Raw genomic sequence first — 18,234 nt, forward strand, 5'->3', positions numbered from 1 at the left:
GCGGGTGGGGCCGCATGTGCGGTCGCCTGTCCGGTCGCCTGTCCGACAAGGTAGAGGATCGTTGAACGATCCCTCAATACCTGTGTTGTTTCGTTCTTCGGCCTGCGGTTGAATTCAGGGCATGGCAGAGCTGACGGAACTGGCCGACGATCGCGCCCTCTTGGGCCGCACCAGCACCGCCGAGCGGGTCTCGGACATCCTCAGGAGCCGGATCGCCGACGGCTTCTTCCCGCCCGGGACGCGACTGTCGGAGGACAGCATCGGCGGCGCGCTCGGGGTCTCGCGCAACACGCTCCGGGAGGCGTTCCGGCTGCTCACGCACGAGCGGCTGCTGGTCCACGAACTCAACCGGGGCGTCTTCGTACGGGTGCTCACCGTCGAGGACGTCGAGGACATCTACCGCACCCGGTCCCTCGTCGAGTGTGCGGTGGTCCGTGGTCTCGGCACCCCGCCGTACGCCGTCGAGGGGATCGCCAGGGCCGTCTCCGAGGGGCAGCGGGCGGCGCGCGAAGGTGACTGGAAAGGGGTGTCGACCGCCAACATCCACTTCCATCGCGAGCTGGTCGCGCTCGCTGGCAGCGCCCGTACCGACGAGGTGATGCGCAGCGTCTTCGCCGAGCTGCGCCTCGCCTTCCACGTCGTGGACGACCCGCAGCGGCTTCACGAGCCCTACCTCGCCCGCAACCACGAGATCCTCCGGACCCTCCAGACCGGCGACCGCGACGGCGCGGAACGCCTCCTCGCGTCCTACCTCGCCGACTCGCTCGGCGGCCTGGTCGAGGTGTACGCGCGACGGGTGGCGGACGGGGGGTAGGGGGCGGGGCCGGGTCGGGCCGGGCCTGGGCCGAGGTCAGAGTCGGGCCTGGGCCGGGCCTGGGCCGAGGCTGTGTGGGGGCGCCGGACACTGGTACGGCTGGTGGGCGGGCTCCGGGTGTGGAGCGGGCCCAACCTCGGACTGAGGTCGGTCGGCCACCCTGGCCCGGGGGTGTGCGTCCGCGCCGGTCCGAGTGCAGATACGGGTCGTGGCGTCCGCGCCGGGACGGGCACTCTCCGGGGCCGGTGTGTGGTGTCCGACACCCGGGGGTGGTGTCAGGGCCTCGGGCGCGCGGTGCGGGGTGCCGGTGTCCGGCCCGTTCCGTGGCGCGGGGCCGGTCCGTTCCGGCGACGGGCCGGTCCGTGAGCGGCCCGGCGGGGACGCCGGTCGCTTCTGCGCCGTTTCGACCGTTGTCGGACCGAGGACCTAGTCTGTTCAGCGTGACTTCGCCTGCATCGACGGACACCGTTCCGCCCCAGCTCAGCGCGGGACCGCGCCCGGCGCCGGGCCCGGCCGCCGACGAGGGCCTGGCGCGGCGGCTCCGCGCGCTCGCCTGCACCGCGCCGCTGCACGACCTGGACATGCGCAAGGCGAACCTCGCGGGCGAGTACACGGTGTACGGCATGGCCGAGGTCGCCCTCGCCGCCATCGACCTCGTCACACTGAACATGGACTTCGACACGGGCGCCGACCACGACCAGATAGTGGCCAGGCTCATCCCGCGCATCGCCGCCCAGGCCCCCCGGAGGCCGGTCGCCGAGCACGAGCGCGTGGCCCGCTGGGTCCTGGAGAACCTGATCAACGTCGGCAGCGTCGACCGCGGCTTCCGGGCGGTGTACGGCACCTTCGCGCCCGACGGCACCTATGTGCGCCGCGACTACGACTTCAAGCTGATCGAGGAAGTCCCGGGCTACGGGGGAGGCGTCTACCTCCGTACGACCGACGAGGCGGTCAACGTCCTCGTGGGCGCCCTCGACACCGATGTCACCAGCGCGCAGATCGCCGCCGAGGTCAAGCTGGAGGTCCTGATCAGCCGCGGCCGGCTGGCCGACGCGCAGCTCGCCGCCGAGCAGGCCCGCTACCGCACCGTCCAGTACGCGGAGACCCTGCGCAAGGCCCTCGACGCGACCCGGCGCAACGTCCGGGCCGTCGACTGGCTCCAGGCCGTGCCGGACATGATCGCCGAGGCCCTGGACCACGTGGCCGACCGCTACCGCCACGAGAACGCCATCCTCACCAACATCCGCAAGGCCCGGGACGAGTCCGAGGACCCCGAGCAGAAGCGGCGCGCCGCCGAGCTCGTCGACATAGTCAAGGACTGCATCCGCCGGCACACCCAGCTCCAGTCCCGCCTCCTCGAAGCCGGCCCGCTGTTCCGCGCCGAACAGGACCGGCAGGCCTTCGGGACCCCCATGACCACCTCGGGGATCGACCTGTACGGCCACCTGGTCGCCCCGGTGCTGCCCCTGCCCGTGGAGGGGGCGCTGCGGGTCACCGACGCCTTCTTCCGCCGCGGCACGGGCCTGCGCACCCCCGTCGCCGTGCGGGTCGCCGACCTCGTCGACATCCTGCTGACCCCGCCGCTGGAGCGCGAGCACCTCGGTGCGGAGATGCCCGAGCCCGACCTGATCGCCACACCGGACGACAGCCGCTTCAGCGAGGAGCAGCTCGCCTCGGCCAAGGAGCTGCTGAACCTCCCGCCCGACGCGCCGCGCCGGCTGTCCGGACTGCTCGCCGAGGCCCGCCGCCGCGATCCCGAGCTGCCCTACCTGGTGGCGCTCCTGGCCGTGCACGCCGCGAGTCCGCCCGTCGGCACCGCCTACCGGCAGGGCGAGGAACGGCTGCTGTTCGCCGTGGACGACGGCACCGAACTGGACGACCCCGAATTCGGCGGGGCCGATCTGATCGTCGGCATGGCCCTGCTCGACGCGGCCGGGATGAAGGCGGACCGGACATGAACCGTCCGCCGCCCGGACCCGCGCGCCGAGTACCGCCCCGCACACCCGCCTCCGCCGCCCCCGGCCTCCGTGACGAGCGGCGCCCCCCTGATCCGGCGGAGCCGCACACCGCCGGTCCGCGCGCTTCGTACCGGGCGGCCGTCCGCCCCCGTGCACGTACCCTCGTACTTTCGAACAAGGAGCCCCAGCCGTGACCGAGCACGTCGAGTGGAGTGAACCGGAGGCCACCGCCGCACCGGCGAACGCCCCCGTCACCCCTGCCGACGCCGCCGACGCGGCGCGGCTCGTCGCCTTCGGGCTCCAGCCCAAGCTCCAGCCCGCGCGCGACCAGGAGTACACCGAACTGCTGCGCCGCTACCGCGAGGACCCGCCCTTCGCGCGGCTCGCCGACGCGGTGGCCGCGGGGCTCGGGCTCATCGTCCTGGAGGTGTCCCCGCGGGCGGGGATGGCCGTGACCGCCGCCGAGGACTCGGTCTTCGCCGTCCGCATGGGCGACTACGCGCGACGCGCCTCGACCGACTCCGGGGACCGGTTCCTGCACGGGCTCGCCCACCTCGCCGTCGCCGCCATGGCCTTCCCGCGCCCCGAGGACCTCGCCGACGACGGCTACATCGGCCGCGTCTCGGTCAACGGCGTGGACGCCTTCGTACGGCAGGCCTGCCGGCGCCTGGAGGAACGCGCCGAGGAGACCGGCGAGAACACCGACCCGGCCACCGACGCCCCCGGACTGGAGGCGGCCTGGCGGATCTGGGCGCGGCGCAGCTCCACCGGGGCCACCAAGGACGCGCGAAGACTGGCCGGCTCGACGACCGGCATCATCGCCAAGGCCGTCGCCTTCCTCACCGACTCCGGATTCCTCCAGCGCACCGGCGACGACTCCGGCGGGACCTACCGCACCACGGCCCGCTACCAGCTCCAGGTCCGCGACATGGCGGGCACCGCGGCCATGGCCGAACTGCTGGAACTGGGCATCGTCCCGGTGACCGACGGCACGGCCACCCTGCTGCCCGCCGAGGACGACGACGACCTGGAGCTCGTGGCCGGCGCCGGACTGCCGTTCCACTCCTGACGCCGTCCCGCCCTCCCCGGCTCCCCCTCCACGCACCCCCTTTCGACTACGAGAGTCCGCCGCCATGTACGAGCTGTCCCGGGTCCGCCTCTACTCCATCGGGCCCGCCGGTGCGCGGTACGCCGACACCGTGCTGGACCTGCGCGGAGTCGGCGAGCCCGTGCCCGACCCCGCGCCCACCCAGGCGGAGTTCTTCGAGGAGGAGCCCGTCGGCCCGCCGCGCCGGCCCGCGCCGGCCGGAGTGCTCTTCCTGGAGAACGGCGGCGGCAAGTCGGTCCTGCTCAAGCTGATCTTCTCGGTGATGCTCCCCGGTCACCGCAACACCCTGGGCGGCGCGAGTTCCGGCGTGCTGCGCAAGTTCCTGCTCGCCGACGACTGCGGCCACGTCGCCCTGGAGTGGCAGCACACGCTGACCGGCGAGTGCGTGGTGGTCGGCAAGGCCAGCGAGTGGCGCGGGCGCCAGGTCTCCAACGACCCGCGGAAGTTCGCCGAGGCCTGGTACTCGTTCCGGCCGGGTCCCGGGCTCAGCCTGGACAACCTGCCCGTCGCCGAGTCCACCGCGGTACGGCCGCCCGTCGAGGGCGCCTCCGGGGCCCAGGGACGCCGGCGCACCATGAAGGGCTTCCGCGACGCGATCACCGAGGCCGGAAAGGCCTACCCGCACCTGGAGGTGCACTGGGAGGAGATCCACGACCGCTGGAACGAACACCTCGGCGACCTGGGCCTCGACCCCGAACTCTTCCGCTACCAGCGGGAGATGAACGCCGATGAGGGCGAGGCCGCCGGCCTCTTCGCGGTCAAGAAGGACTCCGACTTCACCGACCTGCTGCTGCGCGCCGTCACCGACACCCGCGACACCGACGGGCTCGCCGACCTGGTCGGCGGCTTCGGCAACAAGCTGGGCCGCCGCGCCGAACTCATCGCCGAACGCGACTTCACCGCCGGTTCCGTGGACCTGCTCGGCCGGATCGTCGAGGCCTCCGGAGCACGGGCGCGCGCCCGGGACATCCACACCGGCGCCGAGCGGCGCACGAGGACCCTGGCCCGCCGGCTGTCCGCGCGGGCCGTGCGCGAACGCGTGCGCGCCGGGGAGCTCGCCCAGCGGGTGACCGCCGCCGCCTATGCCGTCACCCACGCCGAGGGCGCCCGCGAACGCAGCGCTCTGATCGCCGCCGAACTCGCCTACCGCCACGCCTCGCTGGCCCTCGCCGGCGCGGAGAAGTCGGCCGCCGCGCAGAAACGCGAACTCGCCGAGGCCCGCACCCTGCACGCGGCCTGGCAGGCGGCCGAGGCCGTACTGCGCCACCGCGCCGCCTCCGACCGCTCCACCCGCGTGGCCGACGCGATCCGCGAGGCCGAACGGGACGCCGCTCCCGCGCTCGCGGCCCGCGTCACCGCCGCCGTCGACCTCGTCCGCGCCCTGCACCGGGCCGCCGAGGGCGCCGAGGCGCTCGCCAACGAGGAGGAGGAGCGCTCCGCGGGCCTCCAGGAAGCCGGCGAGACGGCGCACGCCGACTCCACGGCCGCCGCCACCGCCGCCCAGCGCGCCCGCAGCGAGGTCGGGCACCTGCGCCAGCGGCTGTCCGAGGTCGAGCAGGAGACCGCCGAGGCCGTCCGCGCCGGCTGGCTCGACGACAGCGCCCCCGACGCCGACCCCGCCCGGGCCGCCCTCGCCGCAAGCGACGCGGAGAAGAGCGCCGTCGCCGCCTGGGACACCGCCCGCGAGGCCTCGCGCCGCGCCGCCGACCAGGCCCGGGAGACGGCGTCGGCCGAGTCCCGCGCCGAGCTGACGGCCGCCCGCGCGGCGGACGCGGCGACGGCGGCCGAACGCTCCCACGAAGCCGAGCGGCGCACGGCCGAGGCGCTGGCGCGGGAGGAACGGCTCGCCGAGCTGCTGAGCCTGCCCGACACCGACACCCCCCGCATCGTTCCCCAGCCCCGCCGCGACGAGGAGTCCGACAGCCCGGCCACCCCCTCGAACGGCGCGCCCCTCACTCCGGAGGAACTCGACCGGTACGCCGACGAGCTCCGCGGCCTCCTCGACGGCACCGTCGCCTCCGCCGAACGGCAGCTCTTCGAACTGCGCACCGCCGCGGCCGACGATGCCCGCATCCTGGGTGCCCTCGGCGACGGCGGACTGCTCCCGCCCGGCCCGGACGTCCTCGCCGCCGTCGAGTACCTCGGCGAGCACGGCATCCCCGCGCTCCCCGGGTGGCGCTACCTCGCCCAGGCCGTCGACCCCGTCGACCACGCCCGCGTGCTCGCCGCCCGCCCCGAACTCGTCGACGGTGTGATCATCACCGACCCCGACACCCACGCCCGCGCCCGCATGGTCCTCGGCGACGCCGCCCTGCTGCCCCGCTCGACGGTCGCCGTCGGAACTGCGGCCGCCCTGCTCGCCCCCACCCCGGCCGCCGACGCGGACGACGGCGGAGTCTTCCTCGTACCCCCGAACCCGGCCATGCACGACGAGCACGCCGCCGACGAGGAGCGCCAGGCGCTGCGGGCCCGGACGGGCCGCCGCGACGAGGAGATCCGCGACCTCGCCGCCCGCCTCGGCAAGGACCGCGAACTCGCCGCGCGCCTCGCGTCCTGGCGCACCGGCTGCCCCGCCGGACGGCTCGCCGAGCTGGCCGCGGCCGCCCACGACGCGCGCGCGTTCGCGGAGGAGTCCGAGGCCGAGCTCTCCGAGGCCCGCACCGCCCGCGCGGAGGCCGACGAGACGGCGGCCGACGCCGCCCACGTACGCGACGAACGGCAGGAGGCCGCGCAGAAGGCACGCCGCGCCGCCGACGCGCTCGCCGGCCTCGCCTTCCGGCTGCGCGAACGCGCCGGATGGCAGGTCAAACTCCGCGAACTCGCCGACGAGGCGGCCGAGTCGGAGGCCCGCGCCCAGGTGTGCCTGGAGCGCGCCCGCGCCGCCGACGAGGACCGCCGCGCCGCCCAGCGCGCCGCCGACGACGCCCGCCGCACGGCCCGCGCGCTGCGCGCCGAACGCGCCGAGATCGCCGGCGCCCCGGACGAGGTGACCCACGACGCGACCCCCGCCAAGGCCTCGCTGCCCGCCCTGCGCGAGGCCTACCGGGCCGCCTCCCAGCTCTACGAGAAGGTCGGCGTCGGCGCCGACCTGCGGGCCGAGCAGGCCCGGGCCGAGAGCGACGAGACCGCGGCCCTCGCGGAACTGGACCGGCTCAGCAACAAGGTCCGCACCCGCGCCGGACAGCTCCTGGAGTCACCGGACGGCTCGGACGGCCCCTCCCGGCAGGCCGCCGCGGCCCGCGCCGAGGAACTCGTGCAGCTCCTGGAGACCCGGGTGTCGACCGCGAGCGAACAGCTCGGCCGGCTGCGCGGCGAGGCCGAGCGGCACGCCCCCGAGGAGGGCGAGACCCACACCGAGCTGGCGGAAGACCTGGTTCCGGACGACGCCGAGCAGGCCCAGGCCCTGCTGCGCACCGCCACCACCGAACTCGCCACCCGCACCGCGGCGTTGAACCAGGCCCGCGAGGCCCATGCCGAGTTCCTCGACGCCCACCGGTCCGCCGAGGACGCGGCCGGCGGCTTCGACGAGGTCGCCGCGCTTCTCAGGGACCTGCTTCGCGACCACGCGGACGAGGAACAGGACGAACCCGAGCCCTACCCCGGCACCCTGGAGGAGGCGCGCAACTCCGCCTCCGAGAGCCGCCGTTCGCTGCGCGGCTGCGCCACCGACCTGACCACGGCCGAGGCCGCCGTCCGCGAGGCGAGCGACATCCTCGTCCGCCACGCCAACTCCACCCGCTACGAGCAGGTGCGCACCCCCGCCCGGCAGCAGATCCGTGAACTGCCCGCCTCCTCCCTGCCCGAGCACGCGCAGAAGTGGGCGGACGCGTTCGCGCCCCGACTGCGTGTACTGACGGACGAACTGGCCCAGCTGGAGCGCAACCGGGACTCGATCGTGGACCGGCTGCGCGGACTCGTCGAGTCCTCCCTCGCCACCCTCCGCTCCGCCCAGCGGCTGTCCAGGCTGCCGGAAGGACTGGGGGAGTGGTCAGGACAGGAGTTCCTGCGCATCCGCTTCGAGGAACCCGACCAGGCCACCCTCACCGAGCGGCTCGGCGAGGTGGTGGACGAGGCCACCCGCGCCGCGGTCAAGAAGAACTCCGACATGAGGCGCGACGGCATGTCACTGCTGCTGCGCGGAGTCGGTGCCGCGCTTCAGCCCAAGGGCGTCGCCGTCGAGATCCTCAAGCCCGACGCCGTACTGCGCGCCGAACGCGTCCCCGTCGGACAGATGGGCGACGTGTTCTCCGGAGGCCAGCTGCTCACCGCCGCCATCGCCCTGTACTGCACGATGGCGGCGCTGCGGAGCAACGACCGGGGCCGTGACAAGCACCGGCACGCCGGCACCCTGTTCCTCGACAACCCCATCGGACGCGCCAACGCGACCTATCTGCTGGAGCTCCAGCGGGCCGTTTCGGACGCGCTCGGCGTCCAACTCCTCTACACGACCGGCCTGTTCGACACGACCGCGCTCGCCGAGTTCCCTCTGGTCATCCGGTTGCGCAACGACGCCGACCTTCGTGCGGGGCTGAAGTACATCAGCGTGGAGGAGCATCTGCGGCCGGGCCTGCCCCGAGAGGCCGCCGCGGGGGAGACCGTGCACACCGAGATCACCGCGACACGGATGTACAAGCGCCCGGCGCCGGTCACCCCGTAGCGACGGAGCCGTGGGGGAGGGGAATCGCGTGCCGCCGGTGACCGTGTGTCCGGCCGCGCGGTTCCCCGCGCCCTTCGACCCGCGCCCGTCCGCATGCCTCAAATCCTGTGGCAGGGCCGCCACGGAGAAAGTGTCCGACCACCGCTCCCCGCCCGCCGACGTCGTGATATACGATCTCGGCCCCGACGAACAGGGGCGGCGGTCGGCCTGTCACGGCAACGGCTTGCCCGTCACCGAACTGTCGGCCCCTGACGGCGGCAGCCGGTTCGTCCCGGCGGGGGCCGACGGATCCGGTTCGCATCCGCAACGCGAACCGGACAGGCTCCGGAGGGCCGAGGCGGCCCGCCGACCGGCCGTCGAGGCAGCCCCCGAACGTCCCGCGCCCCCAGAGGGAGGGCGAGAGGGCTGCCTCCGCGTCGCCGCGCTACGAGTGCGACAACTGCCCGGCCCCGCCCCGCCTGCGTATCCGCTCCTGGGCCCGCGCCGCGATCCGTGCCTGGCGCCTCGCCCTGCGGCGCTCGCGCCGGAGCGCCCGAGCCGTGCTGCTCGGCACCGACACCACGCCGTTGCGCTGGTTCCACACCTGCCGGGTCACCCAGACGTCCAGGGCGGCCCAGGTGGCGACGACCGTACTTCCTATGCTGCTCAGGACCATCGGGAAGGCCAGCCAGGACTCCGCCATCGTGCACAGGAACGCCACCACGGCCTGGATCAGCGTCACCGAGATGATCAGCACCGCGCGCACCGCGGACGTCCGCACCGGATCGGGCAGCCTGCGCCTGCGCGCGGGCTCCTCGATCCACAACGGCCGGTAGTACGACCGCTCTTCGTGATCCTCGTGTCCGTTCGTGGCAGCGCCCTTCCCCTCGGCTCGGCCACCCCGTCGAGGGGTGGTGTCCTGGAGGTCCGCCGTGCCGGGCCTGTCCGTCGCCGACCGCGTGTCAGGACGGCCGTCTCCCGCTGCCCGGATCCCGTCATCCGGTGCCCCGGTGGCCAGTTGTGCCGCCTTCCGTGTCGCGACCTCAGCAGCGGGTGCCCCGCTCCGCTCCGCCGTGCCCATCACCTTGTCACTCCCCACCGCCCGGCAGTCCTCTCGCACGGGTGTCTCGCGACCCCCGCCCCCCTTGGCTGCCCGGCTTGCGCTCTTTTACGCCGACTGAGCGCGGCATGCGACGCCTCTGGCCGATTCCGCCCTCAATTCCCGTACAGAAAGACGAACAAGCTGTCCCGAAGATTCCCGCCGAGGGAAGAATTTCAGCCAACTGACAAACTTCCCCACTCCGATCGGATCGGGCCCCAACTGCCGTATCCAGGGGCGCAATCTCCCCCAATGAACGGACAACTCCCCATGTCTCGTTCCCCGTCGGGACCGGACGGCCCTCCGGACGGGTCTACGAGTTACCTCCGCGTCAGTAGTAGGCTCACGCCGTTTGTTGACGCACATGTGTGCCCCCGGCCGGAGGGGGTCGAGCTGGGGGAGGCCATGCGCTTTCGCGGGAAGTCCATCCGCCGGAAGATTGTGGCGCTGCTCCTCGTGCCCCTGGTGTCGCTGGCCGCGATCTGGGCCTTCGCCACCGTGCTCACGGGTCGTGAGGCAAGTCAGCTCTTCAGCGTCTCCGAAGTCGTGAAGAAGATCGGCTATCCGACCGAGGACACCGTCAGGGTCCTTCAGCAGGAACGCCGTCAGACACTCGTCTACCTGGCCGATCCACGCGCGTCCGACGGCCTCGCGGCCCTCGGACGCAGCCGCGCCGCCACCGACCGCGTCCTGGCGAAGGTCCGCAGGAACGCCCAGGACAAGAGCGTCCGCAAGGAACTCGGCGGAGGCACGGGGGAGCGCCTCACCTCGGTCCTCGACGCCGTCGACGGGATCTCCTCGCTCCGCAGCGGAGTCGTGGACGGCACCTTCGACCGCGCCCAGGCCTTCGGCCTCTACGACCGGCTCATCGACCCCTGCTACGTCCTGCTGGCCAACCTGCACGTGGTCGACGACGTGGAGCTGGACAAGGAGGGCCGCGCACTCGTCAACGTGTCCCGCGCCCGCGAACTCCTCTCCCGCGAGGACGCGCTCCTCGGCTCCGCGCTGGTCGACGGCCATGTCACCCGGGACGAACTCCGGGACGTCTCCGACCTCGTGGCCCAGCGCACCCTGCTCTACGACATCAGCCTGCCGCTGCTCCCCGCCACCGACCGCGCCCGCTTCGAGCGCTACTGGGCCAACGCCGGCACCGGACCGCTGCGCGCGGCCGAGCGGGCCGTCGCCACCTCCACGACCGGCACGCCGAGCGGTGTCACCGCCAAGAGCTGGGACAGCGCGGCCGGTCATGTGCTCGCCGAACTCGGCGAACTGGAGGACCGGGCGGGAGACCACTACCGCGACCGCGTCCGGCCCGTGGCCATGGGCGTCGTCCTCCAGGCCGTCGGCGCGGGCGTGATCGGCCTGATCGCCCTGCTGGTCTCGCTCTTCATGTCCGTACGCATCGGCCGCAGCCTCATCCGCGACCTGCGCCGGCTGCGCATGGAGGCCCACGAGGCCTCCGGTGTCCGGCTGCCCAGCGTCATGCGCAGGCTCTCCGCCGGCGAACAGGTCGACATCGAGACCGAAGTGCCGCGCCTGGAGTACGACAGGAACGAGATGGGTGAGGTCGGCCAGGCCCTCAACACCCTTCAGCGCGCCGCCGTCGAGGCCGCCGTCAAGCAGTCCGAGCTGCGCCAGGGCGTGTCCGAGGTGTTCGTCAACCTCGCCCGCCGCAGCCAGGTGCTGCTCCACAAGCAGCTCACCCTCCTCGACACCATGGAACGCAGGACCGAGGACACCGACGAACTGGCCGACCTGTTCCGCCTCGACCACCTCACCACCCGCATGCGCCGCCACGCCGAGGGACTCGTCATCCTGTCCGGCGCCGCGCCGTCCCGGCAGTGGCGCAAACCCGTCCAGCTCATGGACATCGTCCGCGCCTCCGTCGCCGAGGTCGAGGACTACGAACGCGTGGAGGTGCGCCGGCTCCCGCGCGTCGCCGTCACGGGTCCCGCCGTCGCCGACGTCACCCACCTCGTGGCCGAACTGCTGGAGAACGCGACCGTGTTCTCGCCCCCGCACACGGCCGTGCACGTCGTCGGTGAGCGCGTCGCCAACGGCTTCACCCTGGAGATCCACGACCGCGGCCTCGGTATGACCGCAGAGGCGCTGCTGGACGCCAACCTGCGGCTCGCCGAGACCCCCGAGTTCGAGCTCTCCGACACCGACCGGCTCGGCCTCTTCGTCGTCAGCCGGCTCGCCCAGCGGCAGAACGTCCGCGTCTCGCTCCAGCCCTCCCCGTACGGCGGCACCACCGCGGTCGTCTTCATGCCGGACGCGCTGCTCACCGACGACGTCCCGGATACCAACGGCATCGGGTTCCGCCTTGACCGCACGTTGCCCGCCAAGGAGCGCGCGGCCGAGGAACGGCGCGGCGCCACCCTCACCGAGTCCTCGGCCCGGCTCCCCGGTCTGCCCGCCTCGGTCCTCGACGGCCCGGTCGAGCTGGACTCGCCCGTCGACCTGGACACGCTCACCGGATTCCCCGGCGCCCTCGGCGACGAGGACAGCGAACGCGGGGGGCTCTTCCGCCCCAGGCGTTCCATCGCGGGGGTTCCCGCGGGGCGGCACCAGCAGGCCGGTGACGGCGACGAACCCGCCCTCCCGGGCGACGACGACCACCCCGGCGCCGCCCCCGTCCCGCTGCCGCGACGCCGGGCCCCCAAACTCGTCAGCTCCCACGGCCGTCCGGTCACCGGGACCAGGTCATGGCGCGACCAGCTGGACGAGGGCGGTGCCCAGGACCTCGAACCGGTGCGGGATCCGGAACCGAACGAGAACGCCGACCACCGGGAACGCCGGATGCCGGGCGAAGGCGCCAAGCCTCTGCCCAAGCGGCGCGGTGAACGATCCGCGGCCTCGGCCCGGCACGGTGAACGTTCCGGTGCGACCGGCCCGCGCGCGGCCATCGGCACACCCGGGAGGCCCGCTCTGCACGAGGCGACCGAAACGCCCCGGACGCCCGGGCCCCACGAGGGAGCAGGGCACGGGGACGCCCCGGCTCTGCCCCGCCGCACCCGCACCACGGCGTCCGCGGCGAGCCCCGACGACACGACCGCGCACCGCGACACCGCGACCGGCGAGACGGAGACCGGCACGGCCCCGCTGCCCCGGCGCGTCCGGCAGGCCAATCTGGCCCCACAGTTGAAGGACGGACCGGCACGGCTCGCCGAACGCGGCAACGGCCGCGGCGGCGCGGGCCCCGACCCCGCCGAACGGGACGCCGACGAAGTACGCAACCGCATGGCCTCGCTCCAGCGTGGCTGGCAGCGCGGCCGCCAGGAGAACGCCGAGGGCGACCAGGCCCAGGACGACTCAGCACGAGGAACGACAAAGGGGGACGGTCGATGACCGCACCGAAGGCCGCAGGGCCCACCGCGACCAGCAACGGGTCCGGTGAGCTGAACTGGCTGCTCGACGAACTGGTGGACCGCGTCGCCAGTATCAACAAGGCGATCGTGCTCTCCGGCGACGGCCTTCCCACCGGGGCCTCGAAGGACCTCACCCGGGAGGACAGCGAACACCTGGCCGCCGTCGCCTCCGGCTTCCACAGCCTCGCCAAGGGCGTCGGCCGGCACTTCGAGGCGGGCAGCGTCCGCCAGACCGTCGTCGAACTCGACGAGGCCTTCCTGTTCGTCACCGCGGCCGGCGACGGCAGCTGCCTCGCCGTCCTCTCGGACGCCGAATCCGACGTGGGCCAGGTCGCGTACGAGATGACACTCCTCGTCAAACGAGTCGGCGCGCACCTGGCCGCGAGTCCGCGTACCGATCTGCCCGCCGGCGGGTAGTGGGACGGCATGAGCGGAGACGGTCAGGGAAGACGCCACTGGTTCGACGACGAGGCGGGACCAGTGGTCCGCCCGTACGCCATGACCAGGGGACGGACCACCAGCGCGGGCCAGCACCGCCTCGACCTCATCGCGCTGGTGGTCACGGAACAGCACGCCGAGGACCCCGAGGCCGACCACACGCTGTCCCCGGAACATGTCGACATCGTCGAACTCTGCCGTGACGTCCCCCAGTCGGTCGCCGAACTCGCCGCCGAACTCGATCTGCCCATCGGAGTGGTGCGGGTCCTGATCGGCGACCTGGTGGATGACGAAATGGTCCATGTGACACGTCCCGTACCCCCCGCCGAACTGCCGGACGAGAGTATTCTGCGCGACGTGATCAGCGGCCTCAGGGCGCTCTGAGCTGGGCGGAAACGGGGAACAGACGTGACAGGCTGGCAGTTCTGGGTCGACCGGGGCGGGACCTTCACGGACATCGTCGCGCGGCGTCCCGACGGCCGGCTGCTCACGCACAAACTGCTGTCCGACCAACCGGCCCGCTACGCCGACGCGGCCGTCGCGGGCGTCCGTGAACTCCTCGACACCGAAGGGGACGCCGCGGGCGCCCGGGTCGACGCCGTCCGCATGGGCACCACCGTCGCGACCAACGCCCTCCTCGAACGCAAGGGCGAGCGCACGCTGCTGGTCATCACCCGGGGCTTCCGCGACGCCCTGCGCATCGCCTACCAGAATCGCCCGAGCATCTTCGCCCGCGCCATCGAACTCCCCGAACCTCTCCACGAGCGGGTCGTCGAGGTCGACGAACGGATCGCCGCCGACGGAACCGTCCTGCGCGCCCCCGACCTGGACGCGCTCGCCGAAGCCCTCCAGGAGGCGTACGACGACGGGATCCGCGCGGTCGCCGTGGTCTGCATGCACAGCCACCTCCACCCCGCCCACGAACAGGCCGTCGGCGCGCTGGCTACACGTGTCGGCTTCCCGCAGGTCTCCCTCTCCAGCGAGGTCAGCCCGCTGATGAAGCTGGTCCCGCGCGGCGACACGGCCGTCGTCGACGCCTACCTCTCGCCGGGGCTGCGCCGCTACGTCCAGCAGGTCGCCGCCGAACTGCACGACGTACGGCTGATGTTCATGCAGTCCAACGGAGGTCTTGCCGAGGCCGGACAGTTCCGCGGCAAGGACGCCGTCCTGTCGGGCCCCGCCGGCGGAATCGTCGGCATGGCCCGGATGTCGCAGCTCGCCGGCCACGACCGCGTCATCGGCTTCGACATGGGCGGCACGTCCACGGACGTCTCCCACTTCGCCGGAGACTACGAACGGACCTTCACCACCCGGATCGCCGGGGTCCGGCTGCGCGCCCCCATGCTGGACATCCACACGGTCGCCGCGGGCGGCGGATCGGTGCTCCACTTCGACGGGTCCCGCTACCGCGTGGGCCCCGACTCGGCCGGCGCCTCCCCAGGACCCGCCTGCTACCGCAACGGCGGCCCGCTCACCGTCACCGACGCCAACGTCGCCCTCGGCCGCATCCAGCCCGACCACTTCCCGAAGGTGTTCGGACCCGACGGCGACCAGCCCCTCGACGGCACCGTCGTCCGCGAGCGGTTCACCCGCCTCGCGCAGGAGATCCACGAGAGGACGGGCGACGCGCGCACCTCGGAGCAGGTCGCCGAGGGCTACCTGCGGATCGCCGTCGCCAACATCGCCAACGCCGTGAAGCGGATCTCCGTACAGAAGGGCCACGACGTCACCCGCTACGCGCTCACGACGTTCGGCGGCGCCGGCGGCCAGCACGCCTGCATGGTCGCCGACTCCCTCGGCATCCGCACCGTCCTGGTCCCGCCCATGGCAGGCGTTCTGTCCGCCCTCGGCATCGGGCTCGCCGACACGACGGCCATGCGCGAACAGTCCGTCGAGGAACGCCTCGAACCGTCCGCGATGCCCGGGATCCTCAAGACGGCCGACGACCTGGAGAGCGCCGCCCGGGACGAACTCCTCGCCGAGGACGTCCCCGAGCACCGCATCCGGATCACCCGCCGGGCCCAGCTCCGCTATGACGGCACCGACACCGCACTGACCGTCGAGCTCGCCGAACCCGACACCATGACCCACACCTTCGAAGAACGTCATCGCGCCACCTACTCCTTCACCCTCGACCGTCCGGTCGTCGTCGAAGCCCTCTCCGTGGAAGCCACCGGTCTCACCGACCCCCCCGATCTCTCCGCCCTCGCCCCCGACCGCTCCGCCCCGCGCCCGGACACCCCGCCGACCGTCCGGCTCCACACCAGCGGCGCATGGCGGGAAGTGCCCCTGCACCGACGCGGTGAACTGCCGCCCGGCGAGACCGTGGACGGACCCGCGATCATCGCCGAGTCGGGCTCCACCACCGTCGTCGACGACGGCTGGCGGGCCGCGACGACCGACGACGGGCAACTGGTCATGGAACGCGCGACGGTCACGGAGAGTTCCGAACTCGGCACGCAGGCGGATCCCGTCCTGCTCGAGGTCTTCAACAACCTCTTCATGTCCATCGCCGAACAGATGGGCGCCCGCCTGGAATCGACCGCCCAGTCCGTCAACATCAAAGAGCGCCTGGACTTCTCCTGCGCCCTGTTCGATCCCGACGGAAACCTGGTGGCCAACGCCCCGCACATCCCGGTCCACCTGGGCTCGATGGGCACCAGCGTGCAGGAGGTCGTCCGCCGGCGCGGCGCGACCATGCGGCCCGGCGACACCTACGCCGTCAACGACCCGTACCACGGCGGCACCCACCTTCCCGATGTCACCGTGATCACCCCGGTCTTCGACACGGAGGGTGAGCGGATCCTGTTCTACGTCGCCTCGCGCGGCCACCACGCGGAGATCGGCGGCATCGCCCCGGGCTCCATGCCCGCGAACAGCCGCACCATCGACGAGGAGGGCGTCCTCTTCGACAACTGGCTGCTCGCCGAGAACGGACGCTTCCGGGAGGAGGAGACGCTGGCCCTGCTCACGGCGCCGCCCCATCCCACCCGCAACCCCAGGACGAACCTCGCGGACCTGCGCGCCCAGATCGCCGCCAACCGCAAGGGCGTCGACGAGGTCGGCCGGATGATCGAGGAGTTCGGGCTCGACGTCGTCCAGGCCTATATGCGGCACGTCCAGGACAACGCGGAAGAGGCGGTGCGGCGCGTCGTCGAGGGGCTGGAGGACGGCGAGTTCGCCTACGAGACGGACTCCGGGGCGGTGATCCGGGTCCGTGTCCTCGTGGACCGCGAGACCCGCTCCGCCACCGTCGACTTCACGGGCACCTCCGCACAGCTCGCCACCAACTTCAACGCGCCCTTCGCCGTGGTCAACGCCGCCGTCCTGTACGTCTTCCGCACCCTGGTCAACGACGACATCCCGCTCAACGACGGCTGTCTGCGCCCCCTGCGCATCGTGGTGCCGCCGGGGTCGATGCTCGCCCCCGAGCCGCCCGCCGCGGTCGTCGCGGGCAACGTGGAGACCTCCCAGGCGATCACGGGCGCCCTCTACGCGGCCCTGGGCGTACAGGCCGAGGGCTCCGGGACCATGAACAACGTCACCTTCGGCAACGAACACCACCAGTACTACGAGACCGTGGCCTCCGGCTCGGGCGCCGGCGACGGTTTCCCCGGCGCCTCCGCCGTGCAGACCCACATGACCAACTCGCGGCTCACCGACCCCGAGGTCCTGGAGTGGCGACTGCCCGTCAGACTCGACGAGTTCGCGATTCGACACGGCAGCGGCGGCCCCGGACACTGGCGGGGCGGCGACGGCGCCGTACGGCGTATCCGGTTCCTGGAACCGATGACCGTCTCGACGCTGTCACAGCACCGCAGGGTGCCCCCGTACGGCATGGCGGGCGGTGAGCCCGGCGCACTCGGCGTCAACCGGGTCGAGCGCGCCGACGGCACCGTCACGGAACTCCGCGGAAGCGATGCGGCGGACGTCGGACCCGGCGACGTACTCGTCATCGAAACCCCCGGCGGCGGGGGCTACGGACCACCGCCGCACGACCCCCATCAAGCAGGAGAAGAGATCGATGATCTTCGGGCGTTCTGAGCGAGGCAAGCCTCCGGTCGAGCCCGTCACGCTCAAGATCCTGGTCGCGGGCGGCTTCGGCGTGGGCAAGACGACCCTCGTCGGCGCGGTCAGCGAGATCAGGCCGCTGCGCACAGAGGAAGTCCTCACCGAGGCGGGCCGGCCCGTCGACGACATCAGCGGTGTGGAGGGCAAGCGCACCACGACCGTCGCCATGGACTTCGGACGGATCACGCTGCGCGAGGACCTGGTGCTCTATCTGTTCGGGACCCCCGGGCAGGATCGTTTCTGGTTCCTCTGGGACGAGCTCGCCACGGGTGCCCTGGGCGCCGTCGTGCTGGCCGACACCCGCCGTCTCGAGGACTGCTTCGCCGCGGTCGACTACTTCGAACGGCGCTCCATACCCTTCGTGGTCGGTGTCAACTGCTTCGAGGAAGCAGCCCGTTACCCCACGGAGTCCGTCCGCCAGGCCCTCGACCTCGACCCGGGTGTGCCCGTCGTCCTCTGCGACGCGCGGGACCGGGAGTCGGTCAAGGAGGTCCTCATCCGCGTCGTCCAGCACGCGATGGCACACGCGGCCGCCGCCCGTGAGGCCGTCAGGACCTGACATCCGCGCGGCGACGCGGTCGCCACGACGTGCGGGTGCGGCCCGTACCCCCGCCGACCGGGGTACGGGCCGCGGTCACGCACGCGCGCGTGGCCCGTGCGAGCCGCACGCGCGCGTGGAGCCCCGTTCACGGCCGGCACCCGGCCGGACCGTGGCCACGCCCGGTCGTACCGGACCGGG

At 72.9% G+C, this 18,234-nt stretch carries 10 protein-coding genes; 9 read left to right on the forward strand and 1 reads right to left on the reverse strand.

Translation table 11 applies throughout. The features are described from left to right. Nucleotides 1-121 precede the first annotated feature (121 nt). The 4 genes from ACFWI4_RS14295 to ACFWI4_RS14310 all read left to right on the forward strand — a co-directional run bounded on the left by ACFWI4_RS14295 (nucleotide 122) and on the right by ACFWI4_RS14310 (nucleotide 8,537). On the forward strand, nucleotides 122-814 hold the full coding sequence (locus tag ACFWI4_RS14295) for a GntR family transcriptional regulator (protein WP_385399366.1): 693 nt from the start codon (nucleotides 122-124) through the stop codon (nucleotides 812-814). Between the two features lie 440 nt (nucleotides 815-1,254). Continuing rightward, the gene (locus ACFWI4_RS14300) at nucleotides 1,255-2,772 is read left to right on the forward strand and encodes a hypothetical protein (RefSeq protein ID WP_387195152.1); all 1,518 of its coding nucleotides are present in this window, start codon (nucleotides 1,255-1,257) and stop codon (nucleotides 2,770-2,772) included. Nucleotides 2,773-2,962: 190 nt separating this feature from the next. Further along, nucleotides 2,963-3,841, forward strand: a complete 879-nt coding sequence (locus tag ACFWI4_RS14305; protein WP_387195155.1) for a hypothetical protein — start codon at nucleotides 2,963-2,965, stop codon at nucleotides 3,839-3,841. 64 nt (nucleotides 3,842-3,905) lie between these two features. Further along, nucleotides 3,906-8,537 (forward strand): hypothetical protein, encoded by a 4,632-nt coding sequence (locus ACFWI4_RS14310; protein WP_387195158.1) that lies wholly within the window; start codon nucleotides 3,906-3,908, stop codon nucleotides 8,535-8,537. A 424-nt stretch (nucleotides 8,538-8,961) separates the two neighbouring features. Here ACFWI4_RS14310 and ACFWI4_RS14315 read toward each other — a convergent pair whose 3' ends face one another. Then, on the reverse strand, nucleotides 8,962-9,615 hold the full coding sequence (locus ACFWI4_RS14315; RefSeq protein WP_387195161.1) for a hypothetical protein: 654 nt from the start codon (nucleotides 9,613-9,615) through the stop codon (nucleotides 8,962-8,964). A 405-nt stretch (nucleotides 9,616-10,020) separates the two neighbouring features. On the opposite strand from ACFWI4_RS14315, the gene ACFWI4_RS14320 reads away from it, so the two are divergent. From ACFWI4_RS14320 to ACFWI4_RS14340, 5 genes are read left to right on the forward strand one after another with little or no spacing between them, the layout of a single operon-like run. Further along, on the forward strand, nucleotides 10,021-12,966 hold the full coding sequence (locus ACFWI4_RS14320) for a nitrate- and nitrite sensing domain-containing protein (protein ID WP_387195164.1): 2,946 nt from the start codon (nucleotides 10,021-10,023) through the stop codon (nucleotides 12,964-12,966). After that, on the forward strand, nucleotides 12,963-13,403 hold the full coding sequence (locus ACFWI4_RS14325; RefSeq protein WP_385399380.1) for a roadblock/LC7 domain-containing protein: 441 nt from the start codon (nucleotides 12,963-12,965) through the stop codon (nucleotides 13,401-13,403). Before ACFWI4_RS14320 ends, ACFWI4_RS14325 begins: the two co-directional genes overlap by 4 nt. A gap of 9 nt (nucleotides 13,404-13,412) precedes the next feature. Further along, nucleotides 13,413-13,808, forward strand: coding sequence for a DUF742 domain-containing protein (locus tag ACFWI4_RS14330; RefSeq protein WP_385399382.1), 396 nt, complete (start codon nucleotides 13,413-13,415; stop codon nucleotides 13,806-13,808). 24 nt (nucleotides 13,809-13,832) lie between these two features. Beyond that, nucleotides 13,833-17,468 carry a hydantoinase B/oxoprolinase family protein gene (locus ACFWI4_RS14335; protein ID WP_387195167.1) on the forward strand — a complete coding sequence of 1,212 codons (3,636 nt, stop codon included), beginning with the start codon at nucleotides 13,833-13,835 and terminating at the stop codon, nucleotides 17,466-17,468. Continuing rightward, the gene (locus ACFWI4_RS14340) at nucleotides 17,449-18,054 is read left to right on the forward strand and encodes an ATP/GTP-binding protein (RefSeq protein ID WP_387195170.1); all 606 of its coding nucleotides are present in this window, start codon (nucleotides 17,449-17,451) and stop codon (nucleotides 18,052-18,054) included. The genes ACFWI4_RS14335 and ACFWI4_RS14340 overlap by 20 nt, the downstream gene beginning before the upstream one ends. Nucleotides 18,055-18,234: the final 180 nt, after the last annotated feature.

This window comes from Streptomyces sp. NPDC127038 (genome assembly GCF_042725875.1).
In the GTDB taxonomy this organism is placed as follows: Bacteria; Actinomycetota; Actinomycetes; order Streptomycetales; family Streptomycetaceae; genus Streptomyces.

What these genes read in the sequence shown, in the direction of transcription:
- ACFWI4_RS14330 (WP_385399382.1), top strand. Translation starts at nt 13,413, where the DNA reads ATGAGCGGAGACGGTCAGGGAAGACGCCACTGGTTCGACGACGAGGCG.
- ACFWI4_RS14320 (WP_387195164.1), top strand. Translation starts at nt 10,021, where the DNA reads ATGCGCTTTCGCGGGAAGTCCATCCGCCGGAAGATTGTGGCGCTGCTC.
- ACFWI4_RS14325 (WP_385399380.1), top strand. Translation starts at nt 12,963, where the DNA reads ATGACCGCACCGAAGGCCGCAGGGCCCACCGCGACCAGCAACGGGTCC.
- ACFWI4_RS14295 (WP_385399366.1), top strand. Translation starts at nt 122, where the DNA reads ATGGCAGAGCTGACGGAACTGGCCGACGATCGCGCCCTCTTGGGCCGC.
- ACFWI4_RS14340 (WP_387195170.1), top strand. Translation starts at nt 17,449, where the DNA reads ATGATCTTCGGGCGTTCTGAGCGAGGCAAGCCTCCGGTCGAGCCCGTC.
- ACFWI4_RS14310 (WP_387195158.1), top strand. Translation starts at nt 3,906, where the DNA reads ATGTACGAGCTGTCCCGGGTCCGCCTCTACTCCATCGGGCCCGCCGGT.